The following is a 24,326-nucleotide window of genomic DNA, read 5'->3' as shown; positions in this document are numbered from 1 at the left end:
ATCTATGGCATGCCGGCGCCTTACGGACGGTTAATCCAGACAACCGGAGCGGGAATGTTCATTCCTACTTCTGTTTCTTTAATTGTATTGGCAGCACGAAAATCAAATCGCGGTTTGCAAGCGGCCGCCGGGCTGCAATCTCAGCCATTCCGGTCCCAGCTGATGGCGAAACCACGTCGTTTGCCGTTTGGCATATTGCCGCGTCGCTGCCTTGCAGCGCTCGATGGCCTGAGGAAAGCTGATGTCACCCGCCATGGCAGCCGAAAGTTCGCGAACGCCGATCGCCTTCATCGCCGGCAGGCCGGGATCGAGGCCAAGCGCCGCAAGCCGTTTGACCTCATCGAGCGCGCCGAGATCGAGCATGCGGTCGAACCTTGTTTCGATCCGCTCGACAAGGGGGGCGCGGTCCGGCTCGATAACGAAGAACCGAGCGCTGTCGCGGTCGATCAGCGGCCGGCCGCGCGCTGCCTGCCATTCTAGGATGGAGCGGCCGGATGCGTCGAGCACCTCCAGCGCCCGCACGATGCGCTGGCCGTCGGTCGGCTTCAGCTGCATGGCGACCGCCGAATCTTCATGCATCAGGATGCGGTGCAGCTTGGCTGCGCCTTGCTCCTTTAACTCGTAGCGCCAGCGGTCGCGTACCTGCTGCGGAATGTCGGGCATTTCCGAAATGCCCTCGGCAAGTGCGCGAAAATAGAGCCCGGTGCCCCCGACGAAAATCACCGGACGTTCGAAGCCGGCGCCATCGGGTCGCCGTGCAAGCGTGCCGTCATCGATCAGCTTCATCACGTCGCGCAGCCAGGCGCCGGTGGAATAGGCGGTCGAGGGATGCACGTGGCCATAGAGAAAGTGCGGCGCGCGGGCGAGGTCGGCGGCGCTCGGCCGCGCCGTCAGCACATCGAGCACCGAATAGCCCTGCATGGAATCGGTGTTGACGATGACGCCGCCCTTGCGCTCGGCGAGATCGAGCGCCAGCGCCGACTTGCCGCTGGCGGTCGGCCCGGCTATCAGGATCGCGTTCTTCACGCGGCCCTCGCCCGCCTGCCCGCCCTCGCCTAGCTGCTTGGAAGTCTCGATGCCGCTCATTGCCACGCTTGTGTCTCACCCCGTCCGCCGCGCGATGTCGGCCTCGCTTGCGAATATGGCCTCACGGTCGGTCGGCGCAAGCGCTGTTCGCTGGCTGGGCGAAGGCGTCGCCTGCGATCTGGTGTTGCCCGAGGGGGCAGAAGCCGCTGAGGCAAGTGCGGCCTTGCGCACAGCACTTGGTTCAGAGCCGGTCGACGTGATCGTTCAGCAGGCCGAAAGCCGCCGCAAGACAATCCTGCTTGCCGATATGGATTCAACCATGATCGACCAGGAATGCATCGACGAACTCGCCGACGAGATCGGCGTCAAGGACCGCGTCGCCGCCATCACCGCACGCTCGATGAACGGCGAGATCGCCTTCGAGCCCGCCTTACGGGAACGCGTAGCGTTGCTGAAAGGCCTCGATACGGCCGTCGTCGGCCGCATCATCGCGAACCGCCTGACGCTGGCGTCGGGCGGCCGCGCCCTGGTGCGGACGATGCGCGCCAATGGCGCCTGGACGGCGCTTGTCTCCGGCGGCTTCGACGTCTTCACCAGCCGTGTCGCCGCCATGCTCGGCTTCCAGGAAAACCGTGCCAACCGCCTGATCGAGGAGAACGGGCGCTTTGCCGGCCTCGTCGCCGAGCCGATCCTCGGCCGCGCCGCCAAGGCCGATGCGCTGAGCGAGATCTCGGCCCGCCTCGGCCTGACGCCATTTGATGCGATTGCGGTCGGCGACGGCGCCAACGACCTCGACATGATCCGTCTGGCCGGCACCGGTGTCGCGCTCCACGCCAAGCCGGCCGTTGCTGGCGAAGCCAAGGTCCGCATCGACCATGGCGATCTCACCGCGCTGCTTTATCTCCAGGGCTACCGCCAGGAAGAGTTCGCCCAATGAAACCGATGCGCACCGAGCGCCTCATCCTGCGCAACTGGGAAGACCGCGATCGCGAACTCTTCCACCGCATCAATTCGGACGAGCGGGTGATGGAATTCTTTCCGTTCCGCCGCGACCGCGCCGAGACGGATGCCAAGATGGACGAGTTTCGGGGCTGGATCGCCGAGGACGGCTTTGGTTTTGCCGCCGCCGAGATCGCCGCGACTGGGGAATGCATCGGCTTCGTCGGTCTCTTAAAGACCGATCACGTGCCGTCCCTGCCTTCCGATACGATCGAGATCGGCTGGCGGTTGGCGCCCGAGTTCTGGGGCAAGGGCTACGTCACCGAGGCAGCCGAGGCATGGCTTTCTTATGGCTTCGAGACGCTTGACCGGGACGAGATCGTCTCCTTCGCCGTCGCGGCCAACCGCCGCTCGACGGCCGTCATGGAGCGTCTTGGCATGAGCCCTGACCCGGCTCGCGATTTCGACCACCCATCCATCCCTGACAGCCACCCGCACCTCAAGCGGCATGTCCTCTACACCCTGTCGCGCAAGGACTGGCAGGCAAGAAAAAGGGCGGCTAACTAGCCGCCCTTTTCATTTCGAAATCAGATCGTTGCAGGCCTGACCGGACTCAATCCATCCGGATCGTCACGAAGCGCAACTCGCCTGTCTTGGACGCCAGCATCAAGAGCGCATTCTTGCGGCCCTGCTCCTTCAGCGCGCCGATCCGGTCCATGACGTCTTTCGGGGTCGCGACCGATTCCTGGGCGATTTCGGTGATTACCTCGCCGGCCTGGATGCCGCGCTCGGCTGCGGCCGAATCCTTGGTGACGTCGGTGATGACGACGCCGGAGACATCGGCGGCGATGCCGAATTTTTTCCGTGTGTCGTCATTGAGCTCGCCGACGGTCATGCCGAGCACCGAGGCCGTGGAGACGGCGGGCGCCTTGTCGCCGCCCTTGTCCTCATCGGTAGTGCCGTCCTCACCGGCGGCAACCTTCTCGCCGTCCTCAAGCCGGCCGAGCGTCACCTTCACCGTCTGCTCGACGCCCTTGCGCACGATGATCACGTCGACCGCCTTGCCAACCGGGCTTTCCGCCACGACGCGCGGCAGATCGCGCATTTCATGGATGTCCTTGCCGTCGAACTTGATGATGACGTCGCCGGCGAGAATTGTGCCGTTGTCGACCGGTCCGCCCTTGATGACGCCGGCCACCAGCGCGCCCTTGGCGGTGGCCATGCCGAGGCTCTCGGCGATGTCGTCGGTCACCGGCTGGATGCGCACGCCGAGCCAGCCGCGACGGGTCTCGCCGAACTGGCGCAGCTGGTCGACGACGCCCGAGGCAAGCTGCGAGGGGATGGAGAAGCCGATGCCGATCGAGCCGCCCGACGGCGAGATTATCGCCGTGTTGATACCGATGACCTCGCCCAGGCTGTTGAACAGCGGCCCGCCGGAATTGCCGCGGTTGATGGCGGCGTCGGTCTGGATGAAGTCGTCATAGGGGCCGGAATTGATGTCGCGGTTGCGGGCCGAGACGATGCCGACCGTCACCGTGCCGCCAAGGCCGAACGGATTGCCGATCGCCATCACCCAGTCGCCGACGCGCATCTTGTTGGAATCGCCGAATTTCACCGCCGTCAGCTTGTGGCCCTTCGGGTCGACCTTGAGCACCGCCACGTCGGTCTTGGTGTCGGTGCCGACCAGCGTCGCCTTCAGCGTCACGCCGTCGGAGAAATTCACCTCGATGTCGTCTGCATCGGCGATGACGTGGTTGTTGGTGACGACAATGCCTTGCTCGGCGTCGACCACGAAGCCGGAGCCCAGCGACTGTACCTTTTGCGCGCCGCCATCCTTGTCGCCGCCACGGTTCTTGAAGAAGTCGTCGAAGAAATCCTGGAACGGCGAACCCTCGGGCAGCTGCGGCATCGGCACCGCGCCCGGACCTTCCGTGCCCTTCACGGTCTGCGAGGTCGAGATGTTGACCACCGCACCGAGCAGGCCTTCGGCGAGGTCGGCAACCGAAGCCGGTCCGTCCGCGGCCATCGTCGGCGTCACGAAAGCTGGAACGGCAAGCGCGCCGACCAGAAGTGCCGCAGCACCTGCGATGAACGTCCGCCGCGCCGCGCGCAGAAGGGTGTTGGATGTCATCGAAAGCCTCCCGGATTGCTGAAAAGAAAAGCGCTTCGGCAAAACGCCGCGTCGCGTCATGTTGGCAAGAAATACGGCACGTTTGCGGCTATGGCCACATCAGGAGGATAAATCCTCCGTTACACCTTAGAACGGTTCGCCGTTTCGCGGAAACGGCGAACCGTTCGATCCCTTTGCTTTTACGCAATTCCGGACGGAAAACCGCTCACACTTTCCTGGAATTGCAGATCAGCGGTCCTCAGCCACGCACCAACCAGACGATGCCGACGCCGATGGCGATCGCCACTAGCCCGACGATGCGCAGCGCAATTTCCGGCGTCGACAGCACTTCGCCGGCAAGACGTTTGGCAAGGCCGGGAAAGCCGCCATAGACCAGACCCTCGACGACGAGGACCAGGCCTATGGCCGCAAGGAAATCCTGCACCGCCCTACTGGGCGGGTGCAGGTTGTGCAGCCGGCGCGGCAGGTGCCGTCGCCGGCGCGGCAGGTGCCGTCGCCGGAGCCGCAGGTGTCGCCGGCTTCGCGTCCGTACCGTCCGGATTGCGGAAGAAGCGGAAGAACTCCGAGTTCGGCGAAAGCACCATCGTCGTCCCGGAGTTGTCCAGCGCCGTGCCATAGGCATTCATCGACCGGTAGAAGTCGAAGAACGCCGGATCGCGTTTGTAGGCGTCGGCAAAGGTCGCACTGCGCTGGGCTTCACCTTCACCACGCAGGATTTCCGATTCCTTGCGCGCCTCGGCGACGATTTCCACCACTTCGCGGTCGGCGCGGGCGGTGATGCGCTGCGCGGCCTCCTTGCCGCGCGCTCTCAGCCGTTCGGCCTCGGCCAAACGTTCGGCCTTCATGCGGTCGAAGGTCTGCTGCGAAACCTCAGCCGTCAGATCGGTTCGGCGGATGCGCACATCCTCGATCTGCAGGCCGAGCGAGGTGGCGTCGGGCCGCAGCTGATCGCGCACTTCGCGCATCATCACGGCCCGCTCTTCCGAGAGCGCCGCCTCGAAGTCGCGCAGACCGTAGACACGGCGCAGCGCCGCATCGAGACGCGTCCTCAGTCGTGCTTCGGCCAGTGTGATCTGACCGGACACCGCGGAGCGGAACACCCGCGGATCCGAGATGCGGTACGCGATGAAAGCGTCGACCTCATAGAACTTGCCGCCCGAAACCTGGACGCGGATGTTATCGAGATCGAAGCGCAGCACCCTGTTTTCGATCAATTGCACGCTGTCGGCGTCGAAGAAGGCGAAAGGCGCCTTGAAATAGATGCCGGGTTCATTTTTCACGTCGACGATCTCGCCGAACCGCAGCACGAGCGCCTGCTGGCGCGCGTTGACCACGAAGACCGAGGAGTAGAGCAGGAACAGAAGCACGGCCGCGATGACCGCGATGATGGGAAGACGATTGGCCATCACTGGGCTCCTCCCGTGGTCGCAGGCGCCGGCGCCTTCGGCTGCAGTGCCGGCAGCGGCAGATAGGGAACGACCCCTTGCCCATTGCCCTGTTCGACGATGACCTTGTTGGAATCCTTCAGCACCTTCTCCATCGTTTCCAGATAAAGCCGCCGGCGCGTCACGTCGGGCGCCTTGGCGTATTCGTCATAGACCGAGATGAAGCGCTGCGCCTCACCTTCGGCTTCCTGGACGACACGGTTCTTGTAGGCTGCCGCGTCCTCGCGGATCTGCGCCGCGGCGCCACGCGCCTGGCCAAGCTTCTGGTTGGAATACTGGTTGGCCTGCTCGACGAACTTGTCTTCGTCCTGCTCGGCGCGCTGCACTTCGTCGAACGCGTCGGCCACTTCACGCGGCGGCGCCGCGTCCTCGATCGAAACCGCGTTGACATTCAGGCCGGCCTTGTAGCCGTCCAGCGTCGTCTGGATGATTTCACGCACCGACGCGGCGATGCCCTGACGGTCGTCGCGGAAGATGTCCTGGGCCGGTCGCCGGCCGACCGCTTCGCGCATGGCGCTCTCTGCGACCTGCTGCAGCATGCCTTCGGGATCGGAGACGTCGAACAGATAGGCCCGGGGATCGGAGACCTGATAGGCCACCGAAAACTGCACGTTGACGATGTTCTGGTCGCCGGTAAGCATCAGCCCCGACGAGTTGCCGCTCGTCGCGCCGCCACCACCGATATCGACGAGTTGTTCGGCGATGTTGGCCGTCTCGACGGTTTCGACCGGCCACCAATGGAAATGCAGACCCGGCTGCGACAGCTCCGCCTTCGGCTTGCCGAAGCGCAGCTCAACCGCAACCTCGTCCGGCTGCACGGTGTAGACCGCCTTGAACGCCCACAGCACGATCAGAGCCGCTGCGATCAGCGCAAAGACGGCCGGGCTGGCGCCGCCGCCACCGGGCAGCGCGCGCCGCAGCCGGTCCTGGCCGCGGCGGATGATGTCTTCGAGATCGGGAGGTGACCCCGGCGGGCCGCTAGGCCCCTTCGGTCCCTGCCCCCAGGGTCCCTGATTGTTGCCGCCGCCGCCCCATGGGCCGCCGCCGCCGCTCTTGTCGTTCCAGGGCATGAATGTCCTTTCGCTTGGGATTCCCTCAGCGCCGACGTTGCGGCGCAAAATCCAGTTGTTCTTCTATAGGGACGCAGCGATGCGCTTTCAACGCGATCCGCTGCCGAGCATGTCCGTTTTGGACGTTCGCGACCCTTTTATCGTCTCAATGCACGCCGCGGCGTCGCTCGTAAACCGAATAGCGCGTCGCATGGCTGTCCTTTTCACCGGCCGGAACGTCCTGAGCGCTGACAAGGCGCCACAAATCCGGATCGATGTCGGGAAAATGCGCGTCGCCATCGACCGTCGCCAGCACATGGGTGACGTGCAGCCGGTCTGCCAGCGGCAGCGCCTGCGCATAGATCTCGCCGCCACCGATGACGCAGATTTCGTCGACGCCGTTCATGCAACGCCCGCGCACCGTGGCCAGCTGGATCGCGGCCTCCAGGGAGTGCGCTACCTCTATGCCCTCGGCGCGCCAGGCCTTGTCGCGGGTCACCACGATGTTCAATCGGCCCGGCAGCGGCCGGCCGATGCCTTCATAAGTCTTGCGGCCCATGATGACGGGCTTGCCCATCGTATCGGCCTTGAAGCGCTTGAGATCGGTGGACAGCCGCCACGGCAAGCCGCCGTCGCGCCCGATGACGCCGTTCTGCGCAATGGCGACATAGATTGCGACGTCCATCAGTTGGCTTCCCCGGCGCCGTTATCCGACGGCTCCAAAAGCAATATGTCGATGTTGTGCTCGGGATAGAAATCCTGCGCCGTCGTCTCGAAGGTCGTCGGCCCGACCTTCTTGACATTGTCGCCGCAAAACGAGATCAGCGCTTTCGGATTGCCCTTGTCGACGGTCAGCTTGAACTTGCCGATGCTGCCATTGGCCCAGTTGCCGCCGGTGGTCAGGATATAGGCTATGCGGTTCTCGTAAAAATGCGGATAACCTTCGGCCTTGGCGGCCTGCCGCACCGCATTCTCGAAGCTGTCGTCCATGCAGTAGCGGGTCTTGTAGGTCGTATACTGGCTGCCCTCGGAGAACTTGCCGTCATAGAAGAAACTCACCGATGACGTGCCGCCGACGCTCGGTTTGTAGCGGTGCGAGACGTGGACATCCTTGTTGGCCGGAAAGGTCGCGCGCCACCAATAGGTCGAGCGCAACTGCCACCACGGCGTATAGACCTTTTTCGCCTCGGTACCGTCGCTGCCCGTATCCTCGATGATGATGCCGCGGTTTTCCCAATCCTCGGCGACCGTTTTCGGCAGATTCGCCAGGGCCGCCTTGGCCGCATCGCCGAACGGATTGAACGGCACGTTCTGCGCCTTCAGATCGGCGCCGATATCGATGCCGACAGCGAACACTTTCTGCTCGAGCTGCGGCTTTGCCGGCGCTCCGTCGATCGTCACCTCGAAGCCAAGGAAATTGTCGCTCTGGTTTTCCGGGATGGCCGGCATTTCCTCCGGATTGCCTTCGATGTCCGGCAGCGGAAAAGCGACGATGGCATTTACATCCTTGTCCGTGTTGTTGTGGAAGACGTAGTCGACCGTGACCTTTTCCGGCGAGATATAGAGGTCCTCGCTTTGCATCGACACCGCGTCGCTACGCGACAGGATCAGGCCACCTGTGCCGAGTTCGGCGGTCGTATCATTGGCCAGCGCGGGCGCTGCTGAAAGCGCCAGCGCTACGGTCAGAACATATTGCAACATCGAAGCCCCTCGCCAAGAATGCCGCGACCCTAGCCGTTTCAGTGTGGCGTTTCAAAGCCTTCCGTCTCCCAACAGGACGCCACAGTGTCTGGACACGCCAATCGGCGGTCTGGACTAACAGGTTTCGATCGGGCAGGAGTTCGCGTCATGCGCAAGCTTCTCGTCATCGGCATCGGCGCCGGCAATCCCGATCATATGACCGTGCAGGCGATTGATGGCCTGAACCGGGCGGACGTCCTGTTTATTCCCGACAAAGGGGCGAAGAAGAACGACCTTGCCGAATTGCGCCGCCAGATCTGCGACCGTTTCGTCAGCAATCCGAAATCGCGCCGCGTCGAGTTCGACGTGCCGGTGCGCGCCGAGCCGGCGCCTTCCTATCGCTCGACCGTCGATGACTGGCACGAGGCCATCGCCCAGATCTATGAGAGCCTGGTCCGCGACGAACTTGCCGAGGACGGCTGCGGCGCCTTCCTGATCTGGGGCGACCCCTCGCTCTATGACAGCGCGCTGCGCATCCTCGCGCGCGTAAGACTGAGGGGCAATGTCGCATTCGAATTGGAAGTCATCCCCGGCATCACCGCCGTCCAGGCGCTCGCCGCCAGCCACAAAATGGCGCTGAACCGCATCGGCGACCCCGTGCTGATCACCACCGGCCGCCGCCTCGCCGAACAAGGCATGCCGCACAATGCCGGCAGCGCCGTGGTCATGCTCGACGGCAAATGCGCCTTCAACACGCTGGCAGACAAGGATCTGATCATCCATTGGGGCGCCTATCTCGGCACACCGGACGAGATCATCGTTTCCGGTCGCCTGGGTGATGTCGGCGAGGAGATTGAGAGGACGAGAGAAGAAGCCCGGAAAAGAAAGGGCTGGATCATGGACACCTATCTGCTGCGTAAAGCAGGAGAGCCCGAGGAATAGCGCGCTCAAAGGTCGAGTTCCTTCGCGCCCCCCTCTGTCCTGCCGGACATCTCCCCCTCTAGTGGGGAGATTGGCCGTCACGGAGGATTTCGCCAATCGCCTAACAGATTAGCGCCCGTCTACGGGCTAGCTGATCTCCCCCCTTGCGGGGGAGATGTCCGGCAGGACAGAGGGGGGTGTGACGGATCGCAAGCTTCAACCCTCACCCAGCATCAATCTCCGCCTGCAAGGCGTCCATATGCGTGGCCGCCGCTGCCGCCGCAGCGCGCTCGATAGCGCGAAAACGGCTGACGACCGCAAGGCCAACTGAGGTCAGCTGTGCGCCGCCGCCCTTTTTGCCGCCGGTCTGCGCCGCGACCAGTGGCTTGCCGAACACACGGTTCATATCTTCCACCAGATCCCAGGCGTGCTTGTAGGACATCTCCATGCCGCGTGCCGCAGCCGAGATCGAGCCGAAAGTGGCGATCTGCTCCAGCAATTCGATCTTGCCCGGACCTATGCGCCCGTCCGGATCGAGATTTATCCGCAGGCTCAGCGACGGCATCTCTTGTCCTCCACGGTCACACTAGCCCCTCTCGACCCATAGCGCTATTCCAAAACGATATAGCGGCTATCAGCCATCCGCTTCGGCCGGCAGCCCGGCGCCGGTGTTGGCGCGGTCGAAACTGACAGTCTTGATCACCGCGAACACCTTGCCGCCGAGTTGAAGGTTCAGTACCTGCCTGGATTGTTCGGTGATGCGCGCAAGCACGGTTGCGCCATTGCAGTCGATGCCGATTTCGACCGTCGGCCCCTCGCCCGAGCCGATTGCGACGATGGCGCCCGGCAGGATGTTGAGCGCACTGAGACCTTTCGGCTGTTCGGTGGCGATCATCACGTCGCGGGCGCGGATTCGGATGCGCACAGGCGCGCCGACCGAGACCGCCAATTGCGGCACCCGGATTTCGCCCGCCGCCGAGCCGAGCACGGTCATCCCGAAGATCTCATCATGGCGCAGCACCTTGGTGTCGAGAACCGCGCCGCCCTCGCCGCGTTCCTCCGCCGGCAGCAATTCGAGCCGTTGCATGATCGCGCCGGTCGGGCCTGAGGCAGCGACCTTGCCTTGCGCCATCACCACCACGTCGCTGGCCAGCCGCGCCACCTCGGCGACGGAGTGGCTGACATATACGATGGGCAGCTTGGTCTCGTCGCGCAGCCGCTCGATATAGGGCAGGATCTCGGCTTTGCGCGCATCGTCGAGCGAGGCCAGCGGCTCGTCCATCAACAGCAGTTTCGGGCTGGCAAGCAGCGCCCGGCCGATCGCCACGCGCTGCTTCTCGCCGCCCGAGAGCTTTGCCGGTCGCCGGTCGAGCAGAGGACCGATGCCGAGCAGTTCGACGACCGCGTCGATATCCGCATAGCGCTCCGCCGGTGGCGTGAACCAGCGGCCATAGCGCAGATTGCCGGCCACGCTCATATGCGGAAACAGCCGCGCGTCCTGGAACACCATGCCGATCCGGCGCTTGTGCTTCGGCACGAAAATGCCGGCATCGGTGTCGACCAGCACACAGCCGTCGACCGCGATACGGCCCTTGGTCGGCCGGATCAGGCCGGCGATCACGTTGATCAGCGTCGTCTTGCCGGAGCCCGATGGCCCGAACAGCGCCGTCAGCCGCCCGGCGCTTTCGAAACGCGCGTCGACGGCGAAACCGCCGAGCCGATGGCTGATGTCCACCAGCACGCTCATTCGATGTCCATCCGCCGGCCGACGCGCCGCGCCAGCACTTCCGAGGCGACCAATGCGGCCATCGAGATGACGATGGAGATCAGCGTCAGCCTGAGCGCCCCGTCATCGCCGCCAGGCACCTGCGTGAAGGTGTAGATCGCCGAAGGCAGCGTCTGCGTCTCGTTGGGAATGTTGGAGACGAAGGTGATGGTGGCGCCGAACTCGCCCATCGCCTTGGCGAAGGACAGGATCGAGCCGGCGATCAGCCCGGGCAGGATCAGCGGCAGCGTGATGGTGGCGAAGACCCAAACCGGGTTGGCGCCGAGGGTTCCCGCCGCTGCCTCCATTTTGCGGTCGACCGCCTCGATCGACAGCCGGATCGCCCGCACCATCAGGGGAAAGCCCATGATACCGCAGGCCAGTGCGGCGCCGGTCCAGCGAAACGAGAAGACGATGCCGAAATGCTCGGCCAGGAACGCTCCCGCCGGCCCGCGCCGGCCGAAGGTAAGCAGCAAGAGATAACCTGTCACCACCGGCGGCAGGATCAACGGCAGGTGAACCACACCGTTGAGCAGCGTCTTGCCCCAGAATTTTCCGCGGGCCAGCAAAAGCGCCATCAAGATGCCCGGCGGCAGGCTGAACAGCATCGCCACCGTCGCCACCTTGATCGACAGCCGGACCGCATTCCATTCGTCGGGAGTGAGGTCCAGCAGCCAGTTCATGCGTCAGCCGCTACCTTAATTGCTCGGCGTGAGCACGGTGAAACCCTGATCCCTAAACAGCTCCACCGCCTTGGCGGACTGCAGGCACTTCAGGAAAGCCGGGGTATCCTTGTCCTTCGAATCGGTGGTCTGGGCAACCGGATAGATGATCGGCGGGTGCGAATCCTCCGGGAAGGTGCCGACCACCTTGACTCCCTTGTCGGCATGCGCGTCGGTGGCATAGACGATGCCGAGCGCGGCCTCGCCCGTTGAAACCAGCTTCAGCGCGGCGCGCACATTCTCGGCCTGCGCCACCTTGCCTTCGACCGACGACCAGACGCCGAGCGATTCAAGTGCCGCCTTGCCATACTTGCCGGCCGGCACCGCCTTGACGTCGCCCATGGCGAGCTTGCCGTCGCTGATCAGCTTGGCGAGGTCGAAGCCTTTCTCGATCCTGGTTTCGACCTTGGAATCCTTCGGCGCCACCAGCACGATCTGGTTGCCGAGCAGTTTCACCTCGGTGTCCGGCTTGGTCAGTTTCTTGTCGGAGAGATATTTCATCCAGTCGAGGTCGGCCGAGATGAACACATCGGCGGGCGCCCCGCTTTCGATCTGCTTGGCCAGCGCCGAGCTCGCGGCGTAGGAGACGGTCGCCGCTTCACCGACATCGGCTTCGCAGGCCTTGGTGACGGCGTCGAGCCCGTCCTTGAGGCTGGCTGCGGCAAACACGATCACCTTGTCTCCCGCGTGAGCCGCCGGCATCACGGCCATCAGAGCTACGGCAAAGCCGCCAATCGCGATCGCCCTCAAACCAAAACCTTTGTGCCCCAACATGAAAACTCTCCCTGGGCTTGAAATCTGCTGGCTCGACTCCTGCCGACCGATATATCTGGATGAATATAACAAGGGAAGGCCGCCTCCTGCGAAAGCGTATGTTCGGCATCGATTGTTCTGGTTTGGACGTGCACCGAAACCCGGAAAGGAACTCCGATGAAGATCAGCGCCCGCAACATCCTCAAGGGAACGATCGTCGAGATCGTCAAAGCACCTCGCCTGTCCGCGGTGATGTCGCCGGCTCCGTCGTCACGCTTCGATCACCAACGAGGCCGTTGCCGATCTCAAGCTCGAAAAAGGCAAGCAGCCTATGCCATGATCAAGGCAACCGACGTCATGGTCGACATCGATTGAGGGTCGGAATTGATTGACGGTGGACGGATCAGACCGCGATCGGCGCCTTGATCGACGCGTCGGCAAAATAGTTTTCCAGCCGGAATTCCTCGAAGCGGAAGGCGAACAGGTCCTTCACCTCCGGATTGATCCACAGCGTCGGCGGCGCCTTGGGTGTGCGCCGCAATTGCTCGCGCGCCTGCTCGAAATGGTTGGAATAGAGATGCGCATCGCCCAGCGTATGGACGAACTCGCCGGGCTTCAGCCCGGTCACCTGCGCCACCATCAGGGTCAGCAGCGCGTAGGAAGCGATGTTGAAGGGTACGCCGAGAAAAATGTCGGCCGAGCGCTGGTAGAGCTGGCAGGACAGCTTGCCGTCCGAGACGTAGAACTGGAACAGGCAGTGGCAGGGCGGCAGCGCCATCGCCTCCACTTCGGCCGGGTTCCACGCCGAAACGATCAGCCGGCGTGAATTCGGATTCCTGCGTATCTCCTTCAGAACATTGGCAATCTGGTCGATCGACCCGCCACGGCCATCCGGCCAGGAGCGCCACTGCTTGCCATAGACCGGGCCGAGATCGCCATTCTCGTCGGCCCATTCGTCCCAGATCGAAACGCCATGATCTCTAAGGTATTTGATGTTGGTGTCGCCGGCCAGGAACCACAGCAGTTCATGGATGATCGACTTCAGATGCAGCTTCTTGGTGGTGGTGACGGGAAAGCCGCGCGACAGGTCGAAGCGCATCTGGTACCCGAACACCCCACGCGTGCCGGTGCCCGTGCGGTCGCCACGATCGGCGCCATTGTCCAGCACATGCTGCAAAAGGTCGAGATACTGGCGCATCGGCTTCGCCTCGATTCGGGGTTACCGCCATCATAACCGACTGGCCGCCGGCCGAACACAGCAAAAGGGACCAGAACGCGGCTTGCCCCATCTCTCAAGAGGTGGCGCTGCCCCTCACCTGCCTGCCGGCATCCTCTCCTCGTATAGGGACGGGGAGAGGGGCGCTGTCATCAGCGGTTTCGCCAATCACAAGCTTGTTCGAGAGAGAGAGCCAAGGCTGCGGTCAGCCCTTTCTCCCCGTCACTATACGGGGAGAAATGCCCGGCAGGGCAATGAGGGGCGGTGCTGACCTCAGGTGAGGAGCAAAATCAAACGCGCGCTCTGCCTATCGGCAATAATCTCTACAAAGAGCCGAGCTTGCCCAGATCCTTGGCGACCAGATAGTAGAAAGTCACGCGGCTCTTGGAGCTGTCGGCGGCCAACGCCTTGCAGGTCTTCTCGATCGCTGAGTCGGCTTTCGCCCCGTCGGTCACGCCGAGTTTCTTGGCAACCCAGTTGGTCTTGACGCGCTCCAATTCCTTGGGGTCGGTGCAGGATACCAGCGAGGAATCGCGGTTGCGCAGCGCGATGCCCAGATGTTTCACAATCTTGGCAACCACATCGGCATTTGCGGCGGCGTCGTATTTCTTCACGTCTGCGAGATAATCGGCCATCAAATTTCCCCATGTCGGCGCCACGGGATCCGATCGATGAGGGCTGTGGCGCGCTGCCGCAACTTGTGCGCTCGGTCGATACTCCTCACCATCGCAAAGCTTCGGTTGAGACCGCGCGCGAGTCAACCCTCGGCGCCGCAGTTTGGTGCGGCCAAGAAGTGTCATTGCGGCCTTTCATTTTGTGCGCCCGCCCCCTATATTCGTTTTGTCGGCTTGACCGACTATGGCGATAAATGGGCGATGTAATAAGCCGTTCGGACCCGGGGGCGGTACCCGGCGCCTCCACCAAGAACCGCTCTGTGATCAGAGCGGCTGTTGCTGGGGGCGAAATAGGATCGACGAAGGTGTAAAGATCGTACTTTTGCCCGGCATGGTACCACCGTCATCGGGCTAAACCTGTAGTTGCAAATGACAACTATGCGGAAGCACGTCTCGCCGCGTAAGCGGCGCGATAGCTTCAAATCAAGCCCTAGAGGTTCGCACTTCTAGGCGGGGTTCGGAGGTACCTGGCAACAGAAACCTCCACTTCTCCCCTCCTCGATGTCGTACGCTCAATGCCGGCTGCCGCTGGCCGGATTTCGCATGACGATGGGCCGCGAAGCCTACACCAAATTGAGCCATGAGCTGGTGCAATTTGCCGCTGGCGTCGTGAAGGCCGTGGTTCTGGCCGGGGCCGGATTACCCCAGACGTGAAAAAGGCCGGGATGACCCGGCCTTTCCGGTCGATTGCGGTCAGCTTACTCGGCCGGCGCTTCAACGGCTTCGCGCGAGCGGCCAAGCGTCAGTTTGGCCAGCGTGAACGAGATCACCGCGCAGAGCGTGATGCCGGCCACCATGGGCAGCGGGGTGCCGTCGAAGAAGATGCCGGCGACGCCCATCGCCAGCGCACCGATGGCGAAGTGCAGGGTGCCCATCAGCGCCGAGGCCGTGCCGGCGATCTCGCCATGCTCTTCCATGGCCAGCACCGACGTCGTCGGGATGACCAGGCCAAGGAAGCCGTAGCCGACGAACAGCAGTGCCGCCATAACATCGAGCCGGTCGACGCCGGTCGCCATGACTGCGAACAGCACAACCATCGTCGTGGCATAGCCGGTTACCGCCACCCAGACGACGCGCTTCAGCCCGAAGCGCTCCGACAGCATCCCCGTCAGTTGCGACATGCCGATGAAGGCCACCGCATTGATCGAGAAGAACACGCTGTAGACGGAAGGCGACAGCCCGTAATGGTCGATCAGGATGAAGGACGAACTCGAGAGGTAGACGAAGAAGCTGGCGATGCCGAAGCCGGCGATCGCCACCAGGCCGAGGAAATTGCGGTTACCCATGAGGAAGCGATAGCCGGCGAGTGCGGTTCCGAAGGAGGAACCGACGCGTTCTTCCGCCGGCCGCGTCTCCTTCAGCGAGGTCGCCAGCAGAATGGTGGCCAGCAGGGCCGCGCCCGTCACCGTCCAGAACACGGCGCGCCAGCCGAAATTCTCGATGATCTGGCTGCCGGTCAGCGGCGCCAGGATCGGCGACACCGAAAACACCAGCATCAGCAGCGACATCAGCTTGGCGGCTTCGGTGCCGGTGTGCAGGTCGCGCACGATGGCGCGCGGCACCGCCATGCCGGCGCTGGCGCCCAGTCCCTGCAGGAAGCGGAAGGCGATCAGCCATTCGATGGTCGGGCTCATGGCCGAACCGATACCGCCGACCATGAACAGCGCAAGGCCGCCGTAAAGCGGCAGCTTGCGGCCGACCATGTCGGAGATCGGTCCGACGACGATCTGGCCGAAGCCCATCGACAGGAAGAAGATCAAAAGGCTCATCTGAACGGCGGCGGTGCCGGCATGCAGATCTTCGCCGATCGAAGGCAACGCCGGCAGATACATGTCGATGGCGAAGGGGCCGATAGCGGACAACAGGCCGAGCACGACCGCGATGCGGAGGAATTTGGGACTCATGATAAAGGCTTCTTTCAAGTCTGGTTGGCGCCGCCAACGCGACGACTAACCCTAGGACGTTCCATCCCGTTGAAATCCGACGGCTCAGAGCGAGATTATTCGTCTCTACGGAGCGAATTCCCCATTTATTGTGTCCACAAATTTAGACAGCCTTGTCTAATTCGTCAATCACCTCTATATAGATTTCTATGAAGCTTGCCGTTTCTCCTGACATTTTCCCGCCACGCGGCCACGAGGCCAAGCGTATGTCGATTATCGATGCGGCGGCTTCGGTCTTTTGCCGGGAAGGCTTTGCCGGCGCGAATATCGACCTGATCGCGGTGGAGGCCGGCGTGTCGCGCCAGACCATCTATAATCACCACCGCGACAAGGAAAAGCTCTTCATGGCTGTGGTGCGCGATCTGACGGAGCGCTGCAATGCCGGCATCTTCGCCACCTTCGCCTCTTTCCCAGACCAGCCGAAGGATCTGGAAGCCGACCTGATTGGCTTTGCCGTGCGCATGAATCAGAACTGCATCTGCAACCGCGACGGACGCTTCCTGCGCAAGCTGATCCAGACCGAAGGCGAGCGCTATCCCGAGCTCTTCGCCGAATGGCGCGACCAGGGGCCGGGCCGGACCTGGCCGGCACTTGCCGCCCGTTTTGCCCGCCTCGCCCATGCCGGCCATCTCGCGGTCGACGATCCCGATGTCGCCGCACGCCAGTTCCTGGCGCTAGCCAACGCCGAACTGCAGACCACCTTCATGCTCGGCGGCATGCCGTCGGAAGATGAAGTGCTGCAATCCGCGACCCACGGCGTGCGCACATTCCTGCGCGCCTTCGGCAAGCGCAGATCAGCGGCAGCGGTGGAAAAACAGCTGGCCAGCGCCTGAACGCCAAAGCAGGCGATCAAATCGTCCGTTACGGGCTTCGCTTCGGCGCATCAGCGATCTATATCCGGTTTACGCCGCGCTCAAGCTTGATTACAGCTATGCGGACGATTCAACGGAACCCGACCAGCACATGGCCGACGACCACATCCGCTACGACATTCTGGCCCAGGAGGCGTTGCGCGGCGTCATGCGCAAGGTCCTGGCCGAAGTCGCGCGCACCGGCCTTCCCGGCAATCATCATTTCTTCATCACATTCCTGACCGGCGCGCCGGGCGTGCGGGTGTCCTCCAGGCTGCGCGAGCGCTATCCCGAACAGATGACCATCGTCATCCAGTTCCAGTATTGGGACCTCAAGGTGACCGATACCGGCTTCGAGGTCGGGCTGTCCTTCTCCGACGTGCCGGAGAAGCTGGAAATCCCGTTCTCGGCCGTACGCGGCTTCTACGACCCATCGGTCAATTTCGAACTCGAATTCGACGTTAAGACCGACGTCCCGGCGGAAGACGATGCAGCCGCCCAGCCGGCTGCCGAGCCTTTGGCTATCGTCTCCGAGAAAAAGCCGAAGGCCGAGAAGAAGGCAGCTGCCACTGAGGCGGAGAAAAAGCCCGCCGTGGCCGATGCCGCCGCCGGCAAGGGCGCCGACGTCGTGTCGCTCGACGCCTTCCGCAAGAAGTAGCGGGACGGTCGGCGCGACATGGGCGAAATCGTCAACCTTCGCCAGGTCCGCAAGCAGAAGGCGCGCACCGAAAAGGAAAAGCTCGCCGGCGAGAACCGCGCTCTGCACGGCCGTTCCAAAGCCGAAAGAACTCGTGACCGTCTGACATCGGACAAGGCCGAAAAATTCGTCGCCGGCCACCGCCGCGAACGCCCGGAAGACCAGGGCGATTGATGGACCGCCTGCGGTGAGCCCGGTCGAAAAACGCTCCGTGACCATCCGCGGCCATCGCACCAGCTATTCCCTCGAAAAACCCTTTTATGACGATCTCGTCGCCATCGCCGCCGCGCGCAAGCTGACCCTTGCTGCCCTGGTCGCGGAGATCGATGAGACAAGACCGCGCGATGCCAATCTGTCCTCGGCGCTCAGGCTCCACGTGCTGGACTGGGCCAAGCGCGGCGCGGTCTGAATGGTTCTTAATTGCCCAGCGACTTCAGCAAATTGTCGACCGAGAACGGATTTGTCCTGGGCTTCGGCGGCGCCGGGGCCGAACCGTCATTGACACCGGGAAGTGAGCGGTCGACCTTCGGCGCCTGCTCCTGAGCCTTGCGCTCGGCCTCCAGCCTGGCTTTTTCCTGCGAAGCGGTCCGCATCGCCTGCTCAGCCTTCTTCCGTTCGTCCTCGGCCTTTGCGGCGTCTTCGGCAGCCTGCTCTTCGGCCTGCGCCTTCGCGTCCGCATCCGCCTTGGCCTTGGCGTCAGCCTCTGCCTGCGCTTTCGCATCGGCATCGGCCTTTGCTTTGGCATCCGCCTTGGCCTTGGCATCCGCTTCGGCCTGTGCCTTTGCGTCGGCCTGTGCCTTCGCCTTGGCGTCGGCCTCGGCTTTGAGCCGTGCCGCTTCCTCCTGCTTGCGCAATTCCTCGGCCGCGTTGTCGCGCTCGGTCTGCAGGGCGGCGTAGTAGCGCACCTCGCGCCGCAGCCGCTGCTTCTCGAGCAGTGCGGCCTGCATCGCCTCGACCCGCTGCTGCTCCTTTTCCAGCGCGCGCTGGGTCAAAAATTGCGCCAGCGGCTCGCTGTCGAACTGCTTCTTCAGCGCCCCGAACGGCCCATCGACGCTGAAATTGGCCGTCGGATCGGAGCCGATCAGCGCCTCGTCGCCAGGCTTATAGGTGACCGCGCCCTTGGTGGCGACGGTGCCGGTGTTGAGGTCGGCCGTGATGTCGGCAGACAGCGTCGCCGCCTGGTTTTCGAATTTGATCGGTGGTGCCCGCAACGTGCCGCCGGCGACCGTGAAGGCGATGTCGGCATCGCCGGCAGCAAAGCTGCCGTCGCCAGCGATCTCAGGTGCAAAGCCCGCGGTCTTGGCCACGTCGATGTCGCGCCCGATCGCATCGGCCTTGGCAATCAACGCGCCGAAGGCATCGGGATTGACGCCGGCAATGGTGAGGCCTTTCAGCGCCGCCGTGCCCGAGCCGGAGAGTGCGGCAATCATCGCGTCGACCGATTTGCCGCTGGTCGACAGCCCTGTCGAGAAATCGCCGTTGCCACTCAATCCGGCAGCCGGCAGCACAGTCGCCAGGTCGGCGCCGGCAAGCCTCATCTGCCCGGAGAACAGCCCCGTGCCGTCTGTGTTCTTCAACTCGAACAATCCGGTGAGCGCGCCGCCGAGCAGTTTTGCCTTCAGGTCCGAAACGCGGATGCCTTCCTGGTCCAGTTTCAACGACAGCGACGCGTCATAGGCTGTCGCCAGCGGTCCGGCGGCAAGCGTCGCCGTCGTCAGGTCGAGATCGGCGCTGAACGGCAGGCTGGATTTCTGGCTGAATGGCGCCGTCGGCCAGTTCGCGTTGCTGCTGAGGAACGACTGGTCACCGAACAGCGCAACCGCAATCGGGTCGAGGTCCAGTTCGTCGAGCGCCAGCGCACCGGCAAAATGCGGCAGCCCCTGCTTCGCATCGATGTTGACGTCGCCCGAAATCTCCGACTCGTTGATGGATCCGCTGAGGCCGCTCAACACCAGCAGGCCGTTGCCGAAATCGGCATCCGCGCTGAGCGAGGTCGAGGTGCCCGTTCCCATACCCGGCAGGCCGGCGCCGGTCGTCATCAGCCAGGGCTCGATATCGGAAGCGTCGAGGCCGATCTTGCCCTTGGCGGTGGCGCCTTGCGGCGTCTGAGCGACGGTGCCGTCGAACGTCGCCTTGAAGTCATCGGCGGCGAAATTGAAGCTCGTCGCCAGGCCGCCGCCGAGTGTGCCTTTCGCCGAAATATCGGTGCTTGCCTGGCCGAGCATGCCGAGCGGCAGCGCCGGCAGGCCGTAGAGCGCCAGCAGCACGGTGGCGTCGGGATTTTTGGCGTTGAAGGTCAGCGTCACCGGCGCGTCGAGCAACTGGCCGACGGCACCCTTGCCCGACAGCGACGCCGAAAAGGCCGAACCGCCGGCCTTGCCTTGTCCGCTCACCGCCAGCCCGGTCGTGCCGTCGCCATTGTCGGCGGCGCTCGCCACCAGATCGACGCGCGCGTCCTGGAACAGTTCAGGATAGGCGGCCGTGCGGCCAGCCAGTCCCTTCAGCATCAGATTGTCGGGATAGTGTTGCGCGGCAATGTCGATCAGCGGCTTCAGATCGACGGCGACCACCGAGGCATCGAGCTTGCCGGTCGGGCTTGCCGGAAAATCCTTGATCCGGCCGGTGGCGCTGATCGAGGCGCCGGCAAGGCCGCCAATCGACAGCCGGTCGATTTCGAGCAGCCCGTCGCGGAGCCGGAGCGCGGTATCGACCGTGTCGGCAGTGAGCCCGCCGGCATTGACCGGCCCTGCCTTGATCTGAAAATCGAGGTCACGGTCGGAAAAGCGGTTGGCGCCCTTGTCGCTGACGAAGATCGAGGCGAAGGCCGTCAGCCCGTCGACATCGAGTTCGCCGCCCTCGAGCCGCATCAGCACCGAGGACTTGGCGTCGTCGGGCTGGCTGGAATCGATGCGGCCGGTGAACTTCGACTTGCCGAGGATCAGTTCGAGATCGCTGAACGCCTGGCGCTTCTCCGACAGGTCCACCTTGGCCTTGAAGCCGGCGGCCGGCAGCCGGCGGATCGCCTCGTCGACATCTTTGGACAACCAGGCAGCAAAGCCGGAAGGCTGCGCCACCGCCAGCAGCATGGAGCCGCTGAAACGGAAATGATCTTCGACGCTGAGCATGCCGCTGGCTTCCAGCGTCGTGCGCCCGGGCAAGGTCGCGGCCAGCGATTTCACCGACCAGCCGCCCTCGACCGGCTCGGCCGAGAGATGCACGTCGCGCACCGTGGTGTCGCCAGCCACCACCGCCGGCAGCTTGACCTCGACAGTGCCGGGGATGCTCGGCTTCGGCAGTTCGAGCAGCGCCTGCTCGATTCCGGCAATGCGCTGGTCCAGCGTCAGGCCGGCGCCCTTCTCAGCGCCCACCGCCTCGTCCAGTTGCACCTGCGCGCCATTGGCCTCGATGGCGAAGTTCGGCCTAAGGCCGAGATCGACCGAAGCCTTGCCGTCGGCTGTGTAGGGATTGTCGAGCGGCCCGGTCTCGAAGCGGAATTCGTCGACGCCAAGCTTCTGGTGGTCGAGCGAGAACTTGCCGTTCAGCCTGAACCCCGGATCGGGTTTGCCGGCGCTGATTTTGCCCGTATTGATCTCGACAACCTCACCATCGCTGCCGCGCAGCGTAGCCGAATTCTTGTCGTTGCCGGAAATCTTGAACTGGCCGGAATAGACGGCAGCCCCATTGACGATGCCTGCATTGCCGTCGGTTTCGATGACCAGTGGATAGGCATCGGGATCGACCTTGAGCCTCAGCCGCATCTGGCCGCTGCCTTCGGCCTTGCCGGTCGAAGCCGCAACCGTCGAACGCAGTCCGTCGAGCAGCAACGTTCCGTCCATGCGCCACGGCCCGGCCAGCGACTTGGCAGAGATGGTCGAATTGATCTCGGAAATCAGATGGCTGCGCCCGCCTGCGGCATGGCGGAGCGCAATTTCTCCCTCCGTCACCGTGAGCTTCTCGATCGAGATCTGGTTGAGATCGAAGGGCGAGGACGGCCGTATCGCCCAGTCGACCGTGCCGTTATCGGCGATGTCGATCGTCGCCTTCGGATGCACCAGCCGCATGTCGAAAATCAGCACTTCGCCGCGCAGGAACGGCGCCAGTTCCGCGTCCATCGAAAAGGTCTCGACGGTCATTGCCGGCTGGCCGCCGGGGCCGCCGGCGACCGTGACGTTTGAGAAGGTCACCGAGGGGAACGGCAACAGCCGCGCCGTGGCGTCGCCTTGCACCGTCACCTTGCGGCCGAGAATGGCGCTCGCCTCGCGCTCGAATTGGGCGCGGTACCCGGTCCAGTCGACAAAATACGGCACCACCAGCGCCGCAACCAGCACCAGCACAAACAAGCCACCGAAGATCACGAACAGGCGTGCGAGCATCAGCTCCGAACGGGTTGATTGAAAGTCAGCCGCACTCTACCCGCATCAGCGTGTCGATAAAGAGGCAATTCATCCAGAGTTGCTTGATCTCTGTATCTGGACGAGCAGAGATTTCGGACGCCTGTGACTGCGTGCCGGCCGACATGCAACAGACTAACCCGCCACCGCCCGTCGGCGATATTCGTTCAGCAGCATTACCATCTCCTCGGGCGACAATGTCCAGCCCTGCGGTAATGCGGCTTCGGCGCCGAGGCTTTTGGTCACGCTGCCCATGACGGAGCTTTTCTTGACCCCCGGTGCGAAATTGTACCCGATCGTATCGCCTATCCTGCGCCGGCGGTGGACGACGAAGAAGCTTTCGATATCCTTCCAGGGGACCAGCTTGGGCGATCGAACAAGGCCTCCGCCGAGACTGAAACCTTGTCCGTTCAGCACCAGAATCTGCGGCCGCACAAGCTGCCAGGCAAACACCAACGCGACCAGCCCGAAAAAGGCCACGCACCACCAAAGGCCGGCGGTGTCGCCGTCCTCGGACACATAAATCAGGAAAGCGCAGGCCAGGACAAAGAAGAGGCTGGCCGACAGCAATAACAGTGTCTTGCCAAGCGATGCCCTTATAATCAGGGTATCCATTGCCGCTCCTCACATTTCGGCTATGCAGGTAATATCTTGCCTGGGTTCATGATGTCTTGCGGGTCGAGCGCTTTTTTTATGGAGCGCATGATGTCGACACCATGGCCGAGCTCATGGCGCAGGAAGCCGATCTTGCCCTGGCCGATGCCGTGTTCGCCGGTGCAGGTGCCGTCCATGGCGATCGCCCGCATGTTCAGCCGCGAGACGAATTTCTCCGCCAGCGCGATCTCTTTGGGGTCGTTGACGTCCATCAGCACCAGCACATGGAAATTGCCGTCGCCGGCATGGCCGACGATCGGCGCAACCAGGCCCATCTGGGCAATGTCGGCCTCGGTTTCGGCAACGCATTCGGCCAGCCGCGAGATCGGCACGCAGACATCGGTCGACAGGCCCTTGGTGCCCGGCCGCAGCGTCAGCGACGCCCAATAAGCATCGTGCCTGGCCTTCCAGAGTTTCGTGCGCTCCTCGGCGACGCTGGTCCAAAGGAATGGCCCGCCGCCATTGTCTTCAGCAATGGCACCGAAGGTCTCGGCCTGTTCGGCGACGCCGGCATCGCTGCCGTGGAACTCGACGAACAGGCACGGGCTCTCGGGATAATCGAGCTTCGAGTAATTCTTCATCGCCCGCATCTGCAGTCCATTGACCAGTTCGATGCGCGCCACCGGAATGCCCATCTGGATGGTCGCGATGACCGCGTTGCAGGCCGCCTCGAGGTTTGGAAACGGGCAGACGCCGCCGGAGATCGCCTGCGGAATGCCTTGCAGCTTCAAGGTCAGCGAGGTGATGATGCCGAGCGTGCCTTCCGAGCCGACCAGAAGCCGCGTCAGATCGTAGCCGGCCGAACTCTTTTTCGCCCGCTTGCCGGTCGTCACCGTCTCGCCATCGGCCATGACGGCCGTCAGCGACAACACGTTTTCACGCATCGTGCCGTAGCGCACCGCATTGGTGCCGGAGGCCCGCGTTGCCGCCATGCCGCCGAGCGAAGCATTGGCGCCGGGATCGATGGGGAAGAACAGGCCGGTATCGCGCAGGTGCCGATTCAAATCCTCGCGCGTTACGCCAGGCTCGACCGTGCAGTCGAGATCCTCGGGGTTGACCGACAGGATGCGGTTCATGCGCGAGGTGTCGACCGAGATGCCGCCACCCGGCGCGTTGGTGTGGCCCTCCAGCGAGGAACCGACGCCGAAGGCGATGACCGGCACGCGGTGCGCGGCGCAGGCACGTACGATCTCCTGCACCTCTTCTGTCGTCTCCGGGAACGCGACACCGTCAGGCGCCTGCGTCGGAATATAGGTGGTGGTATGCGCATGCTGCGAGCGGATCGCCGCGCCTGTCTGGAAGCGTTCGCCGAGCTGCTGCTTGAGAATGCCGAGCACGGCGGCGATGCCTTCCTCGTTGCGTTCGACCGGATTGAGGTCGCTCAGAGCCATGAATTCCTCCGCGAATGGACCAGCGTCCACGCTTGTTATGCGATTATGGATGCGTAGTCTCGACTGCCGCGCTCTGTC

24 protein-coding genes, 1 other RNA gene and 1 pseudogene are annotated in these 24,326 nt (G+C 63.4%); 9 read left to right on the top strand and 17 right to left on the bottom strand.

Features of this window, described 5'->3' with window-relative positions:
* Window positions 1–102: 102 nt before the first annotated feature.
* Window positions 103–1,086, bottom strand: a complete 984-nt coding sequence (gene miaA / locus X726_RS162295; RefSeq protein WP_023668336.1) for a tRNA (adenosine(37)-N6)-dimethylallyltransferase MiaA — start codon at window positions 1,084–1,086, stop codon at window positions 103–105.
* On the opposite strand from miaA, the gene serB reads away from it, so the two are divergent.
* Both serB and X726_RS162305 read left to right on the top strand, forming a co-directional pair.
* Complete coding sequence (serB, locus tag X726_RS162300) at window positions 1,076–1,963, top strand: phosphoserine phosphatase SerB (RefSeq protein WP_023668386.1); 888 nt, start codon at window positions 1,076–1,078, stop codon at window positions 1,961–1,963. The two genes, miaA and serB, sit on opposite strands and share 11 nt — an antisense overlap.
* Window positions 1,960–2,532 (top strand): GNAT family N-acetyltransferase, encoded by a 573-nt coding sequence (locus X726_RS162305; RefSeq protein ID WP_023668335.1) that lies wholly within the window; start codon window positions 1,960–1,962, stop codon window positions 2,530–2,532. The genes serB and X726_RS162305 overlap by 4 nt, the downstream gene beginning before the upstream one ends.
* Window positions 2,533–2,578: 46 nt before the next feature.
* Here X726_RS162305 and X726_RS162310 read toward each other — a convergent pair whose 3' ends face one another.
* The 6 genes from X726_RS162310 to X726_RS162335 form a co-directional block, all read right to left on the bottom strand.
* Window positions 2,579–4,096: a DegQ family serine endoprotease gene (locus tag X726_RS162310; protein ID WP_023668334.1), complete on the bottom strand. Its 1,518-nt coding sequence runs from the start codon at window positions 4,094–4,096 to the stop codon at window positions 2,579–2,581.
* Between the two features lie 238 nt (window positions 4,097–4,334).
* Window positions 4,335–4,520, bottom strand: coding sequence for a DUF2065 family protein (locus X726_RS162315; protein ID WP_023668333.1), 186 nt, complete (start codon window positions 4,518–4,520; stop codon window positions 4,335–4,337).
* A 4-nt stretch (window positions 4,521–4,524) separates the two neighbouring features.
* Window positions 4,525–5,502: a protease modulator HflC gene (locus X726_RS162320; RefSeq protein WP_023668332.1), complete on the bottom strand. Its 978-nt coding sequence runs from the start codon at window positions 5,500–5,502 to the stop codon at window positions 4,525–4,527.
* The gene (gene hflK, locus X726_RS162325; RefSeq protein WP_023668331.1) at window positions 5,502–6,611 is read right to left on the bottom strand and encodes an FtsH protease activity modulator HflK; all 1,110 of its coding nucleotides are present in this window, start codon (window positions 6,609–6,611) and stop codon (window positions 5,502–5,504) included. The genes X726_RS162320 and hflK overlap by 1 nt, the downstream gene beginning before the upstream one ends.
* Before the next feature lie 145 nt (window positions 6,612–6,756).
* Complete coding sequence (locus tag X726_RS162330) at window positions 6,757–7,275, bottom strand: dihydrofolate reductase (RefSeq protein WP_023668330.1); 519 nt, start codon at window positions 7,273–7,275, stop codon at window positions 6,757–6,759.
* Window positions 7,275–8,291, bottom strand: a complete 1,017-nt coding sequence (locus tag X726_RS162335) for a DUF4424 domain-containing protein (protein WP_023668329.1) — start codon at window positions 8,289–8,291, stop codon at window positions 7,275–7,277. Before X726_RS162335 ends, X726_RS162330 begins: the two co-directional genes overlap by 1 nt.
* A gap of 147 nt (window positions 8,292–8,438) precedes the next feature.
* Here X726_RS162335 and cobF point away from each other — a divergent pair, with 147 nt between their 5' ends.
* Window positions 8,439–9,212 carry a precorrin-6A synthase (deacetylating) gene (gene cobF, locus X726_RS162340; protein ID WP_023668328.1) on the top strand — a complete coding sequence of 258 codons (774 nt, stop codon included), beginning with the start codon at window positions 8,439–8,441 and terminating at the stop codon, window positions 9,210–9,212.
* A gap of 202 nt (window positions 9,213–9,414) precedes the next feature.
* Here the strand turns inward: cobF and X726_RS162345 are convergent, their stop codons facing one another.
* The 4 genes from X726_RS162345 to modA form a co-directional block, all read right to left on the bottom strand.
* Window positions 9,415–9,756 (bottom strand): winged helix-turn-helix domain-containing protein, encoded by a 342-nt coding sequence (locus tag X726_RS162345; protein WP_023667411.1) that lies wholly within the window; start codon window positions 9,754–9,756, stop codon window positions 9,415–9,417.
* A 69-nt stretch (window positions 9,757–9,825) separates the two neighbouring features.
* Entirely contained in the window at window positions 9,826–10,938 is a 1,113-nt protein-coding gene (modC, locus tag X726_RS162350) for a molybdenum ABC transporter ATP-binding protein (RefSeq protein WP_023668327.1), read from the bottom strand.
* Entirely contained in the window at window positions 10,935–11,639 is a 705-nt protein-coding gene (modB, locus tag X726_RS162355; protein ID WP_023668326.1) for a molybdate ABC transporter permease subunit, read from the bottom strand. The genes modC and modB overlap by 4 nt, the downstream gene beginning before the upstream one ends.
* Before the next feature lie 15 nt (window positions 11,640–11,654).
* Window positions 11,655–12,449, bottom strand: a complete 795-nt coding sequence (gene modA, locus X726_RS162360; protein ID WP_155923189.1) for a molybdate ABC transporter substrate-binding protein — start codon at window positions 12,447–12,449, stop codon at window positions 11,655–11,657.
* A 159-nt stretch (window positions 12,450–12,608) separates the two neighbouring features.
* On the opposite strand from modA, the pseudogene X726_RS0134575 reads away from it, so the two are divergent.
* Window positions 12,609–12,806: pseudogene (locus X726_RS0134575) on the top strand (TOBE domain-containing protein).
* Between the two features lie 28 nt (window positions 12,807–12,834).
* Here X726_RS0134575 and X726_RS162365 read toward each other — a convergent pair.
* Window positions 12,835–13,629 carry a thymidylate synthase gene (locus tag X726_RS162365; protein ID WP_023668324.1) on the bottom strand — a complete coding sequence of 265 codons (795 nt, stop codon included), beginning with the start codon at window positions 13,627–13,629 and terminating at the stop codon, window positions 12,835–12,837.
* A gap of 341 nt (window positions 13,630–13,970) precedes the next feature.
* On the bottom strand, window positions 13,971–14,282 hold the full coding sequence (locus X726_RS162370; protein ID WP_023668323.1) for a DUF2853 family protein: 312 nt from the start codon (window positions 14,280–14,282) through the stop codon (window positions 13,971–13,973).
* 168 nt (window positions 14,283–14,450) lie between these two features.
* On the opposite strand from X726_RS162370, the gene ssrA reads away from it, so the two are divergent.
* Window positions 14,451–14,809, top strand: a transfer-messenger RNA (tmRNA) gene (gene ssrA, locus X726_RS1000000168510).
* A gap of 210 nt (window positions 14,810–15,019) precedes the next feature.
* Here ssrA and X726_RS162375 read toward each other — a convergent pair.
* Window positions 15,020–16,225: a multidrug effflux MFS transporter gene (locus X726_RS162375; RefSeq protein ID WP_023668321.1), complete on the bottom strand. Its 1,206-nt coding sequence runs from the start codon at window positions 16,223–16,225 to the stop codon at window positions 15,020–15,022.
* A 188-nt stretch (window positions 16,226–16,413) separates the two neighbouring features.
* Here X726_RS162375 and X726_RS162380 point away from each other — a divergent pair, with 188 nt between their 5' ends.
* From X726_RS162380 to X726_RS162395, 4 genes are all read left to right on the top strand, one after another.
* Window positions 16,414–17,097: a TetR/AcrR family transcriptional regulator gene (locus X726_RS162380; protein ID WP_023668320.1), complete on the top strand. Its 684-nt coding sequence runs from the start codon at window positions 16,414–16,416 to the stop codon at window positions 17,095–17,097.
* Window positions 17,098–17,227: 130 nt separating this feature from the next.
* Window positions 17,228–17,773 (top strand): SspB family protein, encoded by a 546-nt coding sequence (locus X726_RS162385; protein WP_023667419.1) that lies wholly within the window; start codon window positions 17,228–17,230, stop codon window positions 17,771–17,773.
* An 18-nt stretch (window positions 17,774–17,791) separates the two neighbouring features.
* On the top strand, window positions 17,792–17,986 hold the full coding sequence (locus X726_RS162390; protein WP_023667420.1) for a DUF4169 family protein: 195 nt from the start codon (window positions 17,792–17,794) through the stop codon (window positions 17,984–17,986).
* Window positions 17,987–17,999: 13 nt separating this feature from the next.
* Window positions 18,000–18,221, top strand: a complete 222-nt coding sequence (locus tag X726_RS162395) for a ribbon-helix-helix domain-containing protein (protein ID WP_023668319.1) — start codon at window positions 18,000–18,002, stop codon at window positions 18,219–18,221.
* 7 nt (window positions 18,222–18,228) lie between these two features.
* Here X726_RS162395 and X726_RS162400 read toward each other — a convergent pair whose 3' ends face one another.
* From X726_RS162400 to X726_RS162410, 3 genes are all read right to left on the bottom strand, one after another.
* Complete coding sequence (locus X726_RS162400; protein WP_023668318.1) at window positions 18,229–22,185, bottom strand: AsmA family protein; 3,957 nt, start codon at window positions 22,183–22,185, stop codon at window positions 18,229–18,231.
* A gap of 153 nt (window positions 22,186–22,338) precedes the next feature.
* Window positions 22,339–22,773, bottom strand: coding sequence for a hypothetical protein (locus X726_RS162405; protein WP_156940613.1), 435 nt, complete (start codon window positions 22,771–22,773; stop codon window positions 22,339–22,341).
* A 65-nt stretch (window positions 22,774–22,838) separates the two neighbouring features.
* Complete coding sequence (locus X726_RS162410) at window positions 22,839–24,248, bottom strand: FAD-linked oxidase C-terminal domain-containing protein (protein WP_023668316.1); 1,410 nt, start codon at window positions 24,246–24,248, stop codon at window positions 22,839–22,841.
* Window positions 24,249–24,326: the final 78 nt, after the last annotated feature.

Origin of the sequence: Mesorhizobium sp. LSJC285A00, from assembly GCF_000503155.1 — a bacterium.
Taxonomy (GTDB): Bacteria; Pseudomonadota; Alphaproteobacteria; order Rhizobiales; family Rhizobiaceae; genus Mesorhizobium.
The sequence above is the reverse complement of the archived record's forward strand: the minus strand, read 5'-3'. Positions and strand labels throughout refer to the sequence as shown.

What these genes read in the sequence shown, in the direction of transcription:
- serB (WP_023668386.1), top strand. Translation starts at nt 1,076, where the DNA reads ATGCCGCTCATTGCCACGCTTGTGTCTCACCCCGTCCGCCGCGCGATG.
- miaA (WP_023668336.1), bottom strand. Translation starts at nt 1,086, where the DNA reads ATGAGCGGCATCGAGACTTCCAAGCAGCTAGGCGAGGGCGGGCAGGCG.
- X726_RS162305 (WP_023668335.1), top strand. Translation starts at nt 1,960, where the DNA reads ATGAAACCGATGCGCACCGAGCGCCTCATCCTGCGCAACTGGGAAGAC.
- X726_RS162310 (WP_023668334.1), bottom strand. Translation starts at nt 4,096, where the DNA reads ATGACATCCAACACCCTTCTGCGCGCGGCGCGGCGGACGTTCATCGCA.
- X726_RS162320 (WP_023668332.1), bottom strand. Translation starts at nt 5,502, where the DNA reads ATGGCCAATCGTCTTCCCATCATCGCGGTCATCGCGGCCGTGCTTCTG.
- hflK (WP_023668331.1), bottom strand. Translation starts at nt 6,611, where the DNA reads ATGCCCTGGAACGACAAGAGCGGCGGCGGCGGCCCATGGGGCGGCGGC.
- X726_RS162330 (WP_023668330.1), bottom strand. Translation starts at nt 7,275, where the DNA reads ATGGACGTCGCAATCTATGTCGCCATTGCGCAGAACGGCGTCATCGGG.
- X726_RS162335 (WP_023668329.1), bottom strand. Translation starts at nt 8,291, where the DNA reads ATGTTGCAATATGTTCTGACCGTAGCGCTGGCGCTTTCAGCAGCGCCC.
- cobF (WP_023668328.1), top strand. Translation starts at nt 8,439, where the DNA reads ATGCGCAAGCTTCTCGTCATCGGCATCGGCGCCGGCAATCCCGATCAT.
- X726_RS162345 (WP_023667411.1), bottom strand. Translation starts at nt 9,756, where the DNA reads ATGCCGTCGCTGAGCCTGCGGATAAATCTCGATCCGGACGGGCGCATA.
- modC (WP_023668327.1), bottom strand. Translation starts at nt 10,938, where the DNA reads ATGAGCGTGCTGGTGGACATCAGCCATCGGCTCGGCGGTTTCGCCGTC.
- modB (WP_023668326.1), bottom strand. Translation starts at nt 11,639, where the DNA reads ATGAACTGGCTGCTGGACCTCACTCCCGACGAATGGAATGCGGTCCGG.
- X726_RS162365 (WP_023668324.1), bottom strand. Translation starts at nt 13,629, where the DNA reads ATGCGCCAGTATCTCGACCTTTTGCAGCATGTGCTGGACAATGGCGCC.
- X726_RS162370 (WP_023668323.1), bottom strand. Translation starts at nt 14,282, where the DNA reads ATGGCCGATTATCTCGCAGACGTGAAGAAATACGACGCCGCCGCAAAT.
- X726_RS162375 (WP_023668321.1), bottom strand. Translation starts at nt 16,225, where the DNA reads ATGAGTCCCAAATTCCTCCGCATCGCGGTCGTGCTCGGCCTGTTGTCC.
- X726_RS162380 (WP_023668320.1), top strand. Translation starts at nt 16,414, where the DNA reads ATGAAGCTTGCCGTTTCTCCTGACATTTTCCCGCCACGCGGCCACGAG.
- X726_RS162385 (WP_023667419.1), top strand. Translation starts at nt 17,228, where the DNA reads ATGGCCGACGACCACATCCGCTACGACATTCTGGCCCAGGAGGCGTTG.
- X726_RS162390 (WP_023667420.1), top strand. Translation starts at nt 17,792, where the DNA reads ATGGGCGAAATCGTCAACCTTCGCCAGGTCCGCAAGCAGAAGGCGCGC.
- X726_RS162400 (WP_023668318.1), bottom strand. Translation starts at nt 22,185, where the DNA reads ATGCTCGCACGCCTGTTCGTGATCTTCGGTGGCTTGTTTGTGCTGGTG.
- X726_RS162410 (WP_023668316.1), bottom strand. Translation starts at nt 24,248, where the DNA reads ATGGCTCTGAGCGACCTCAATCCGGTCGAACGCAACGAGGAAGGCATC.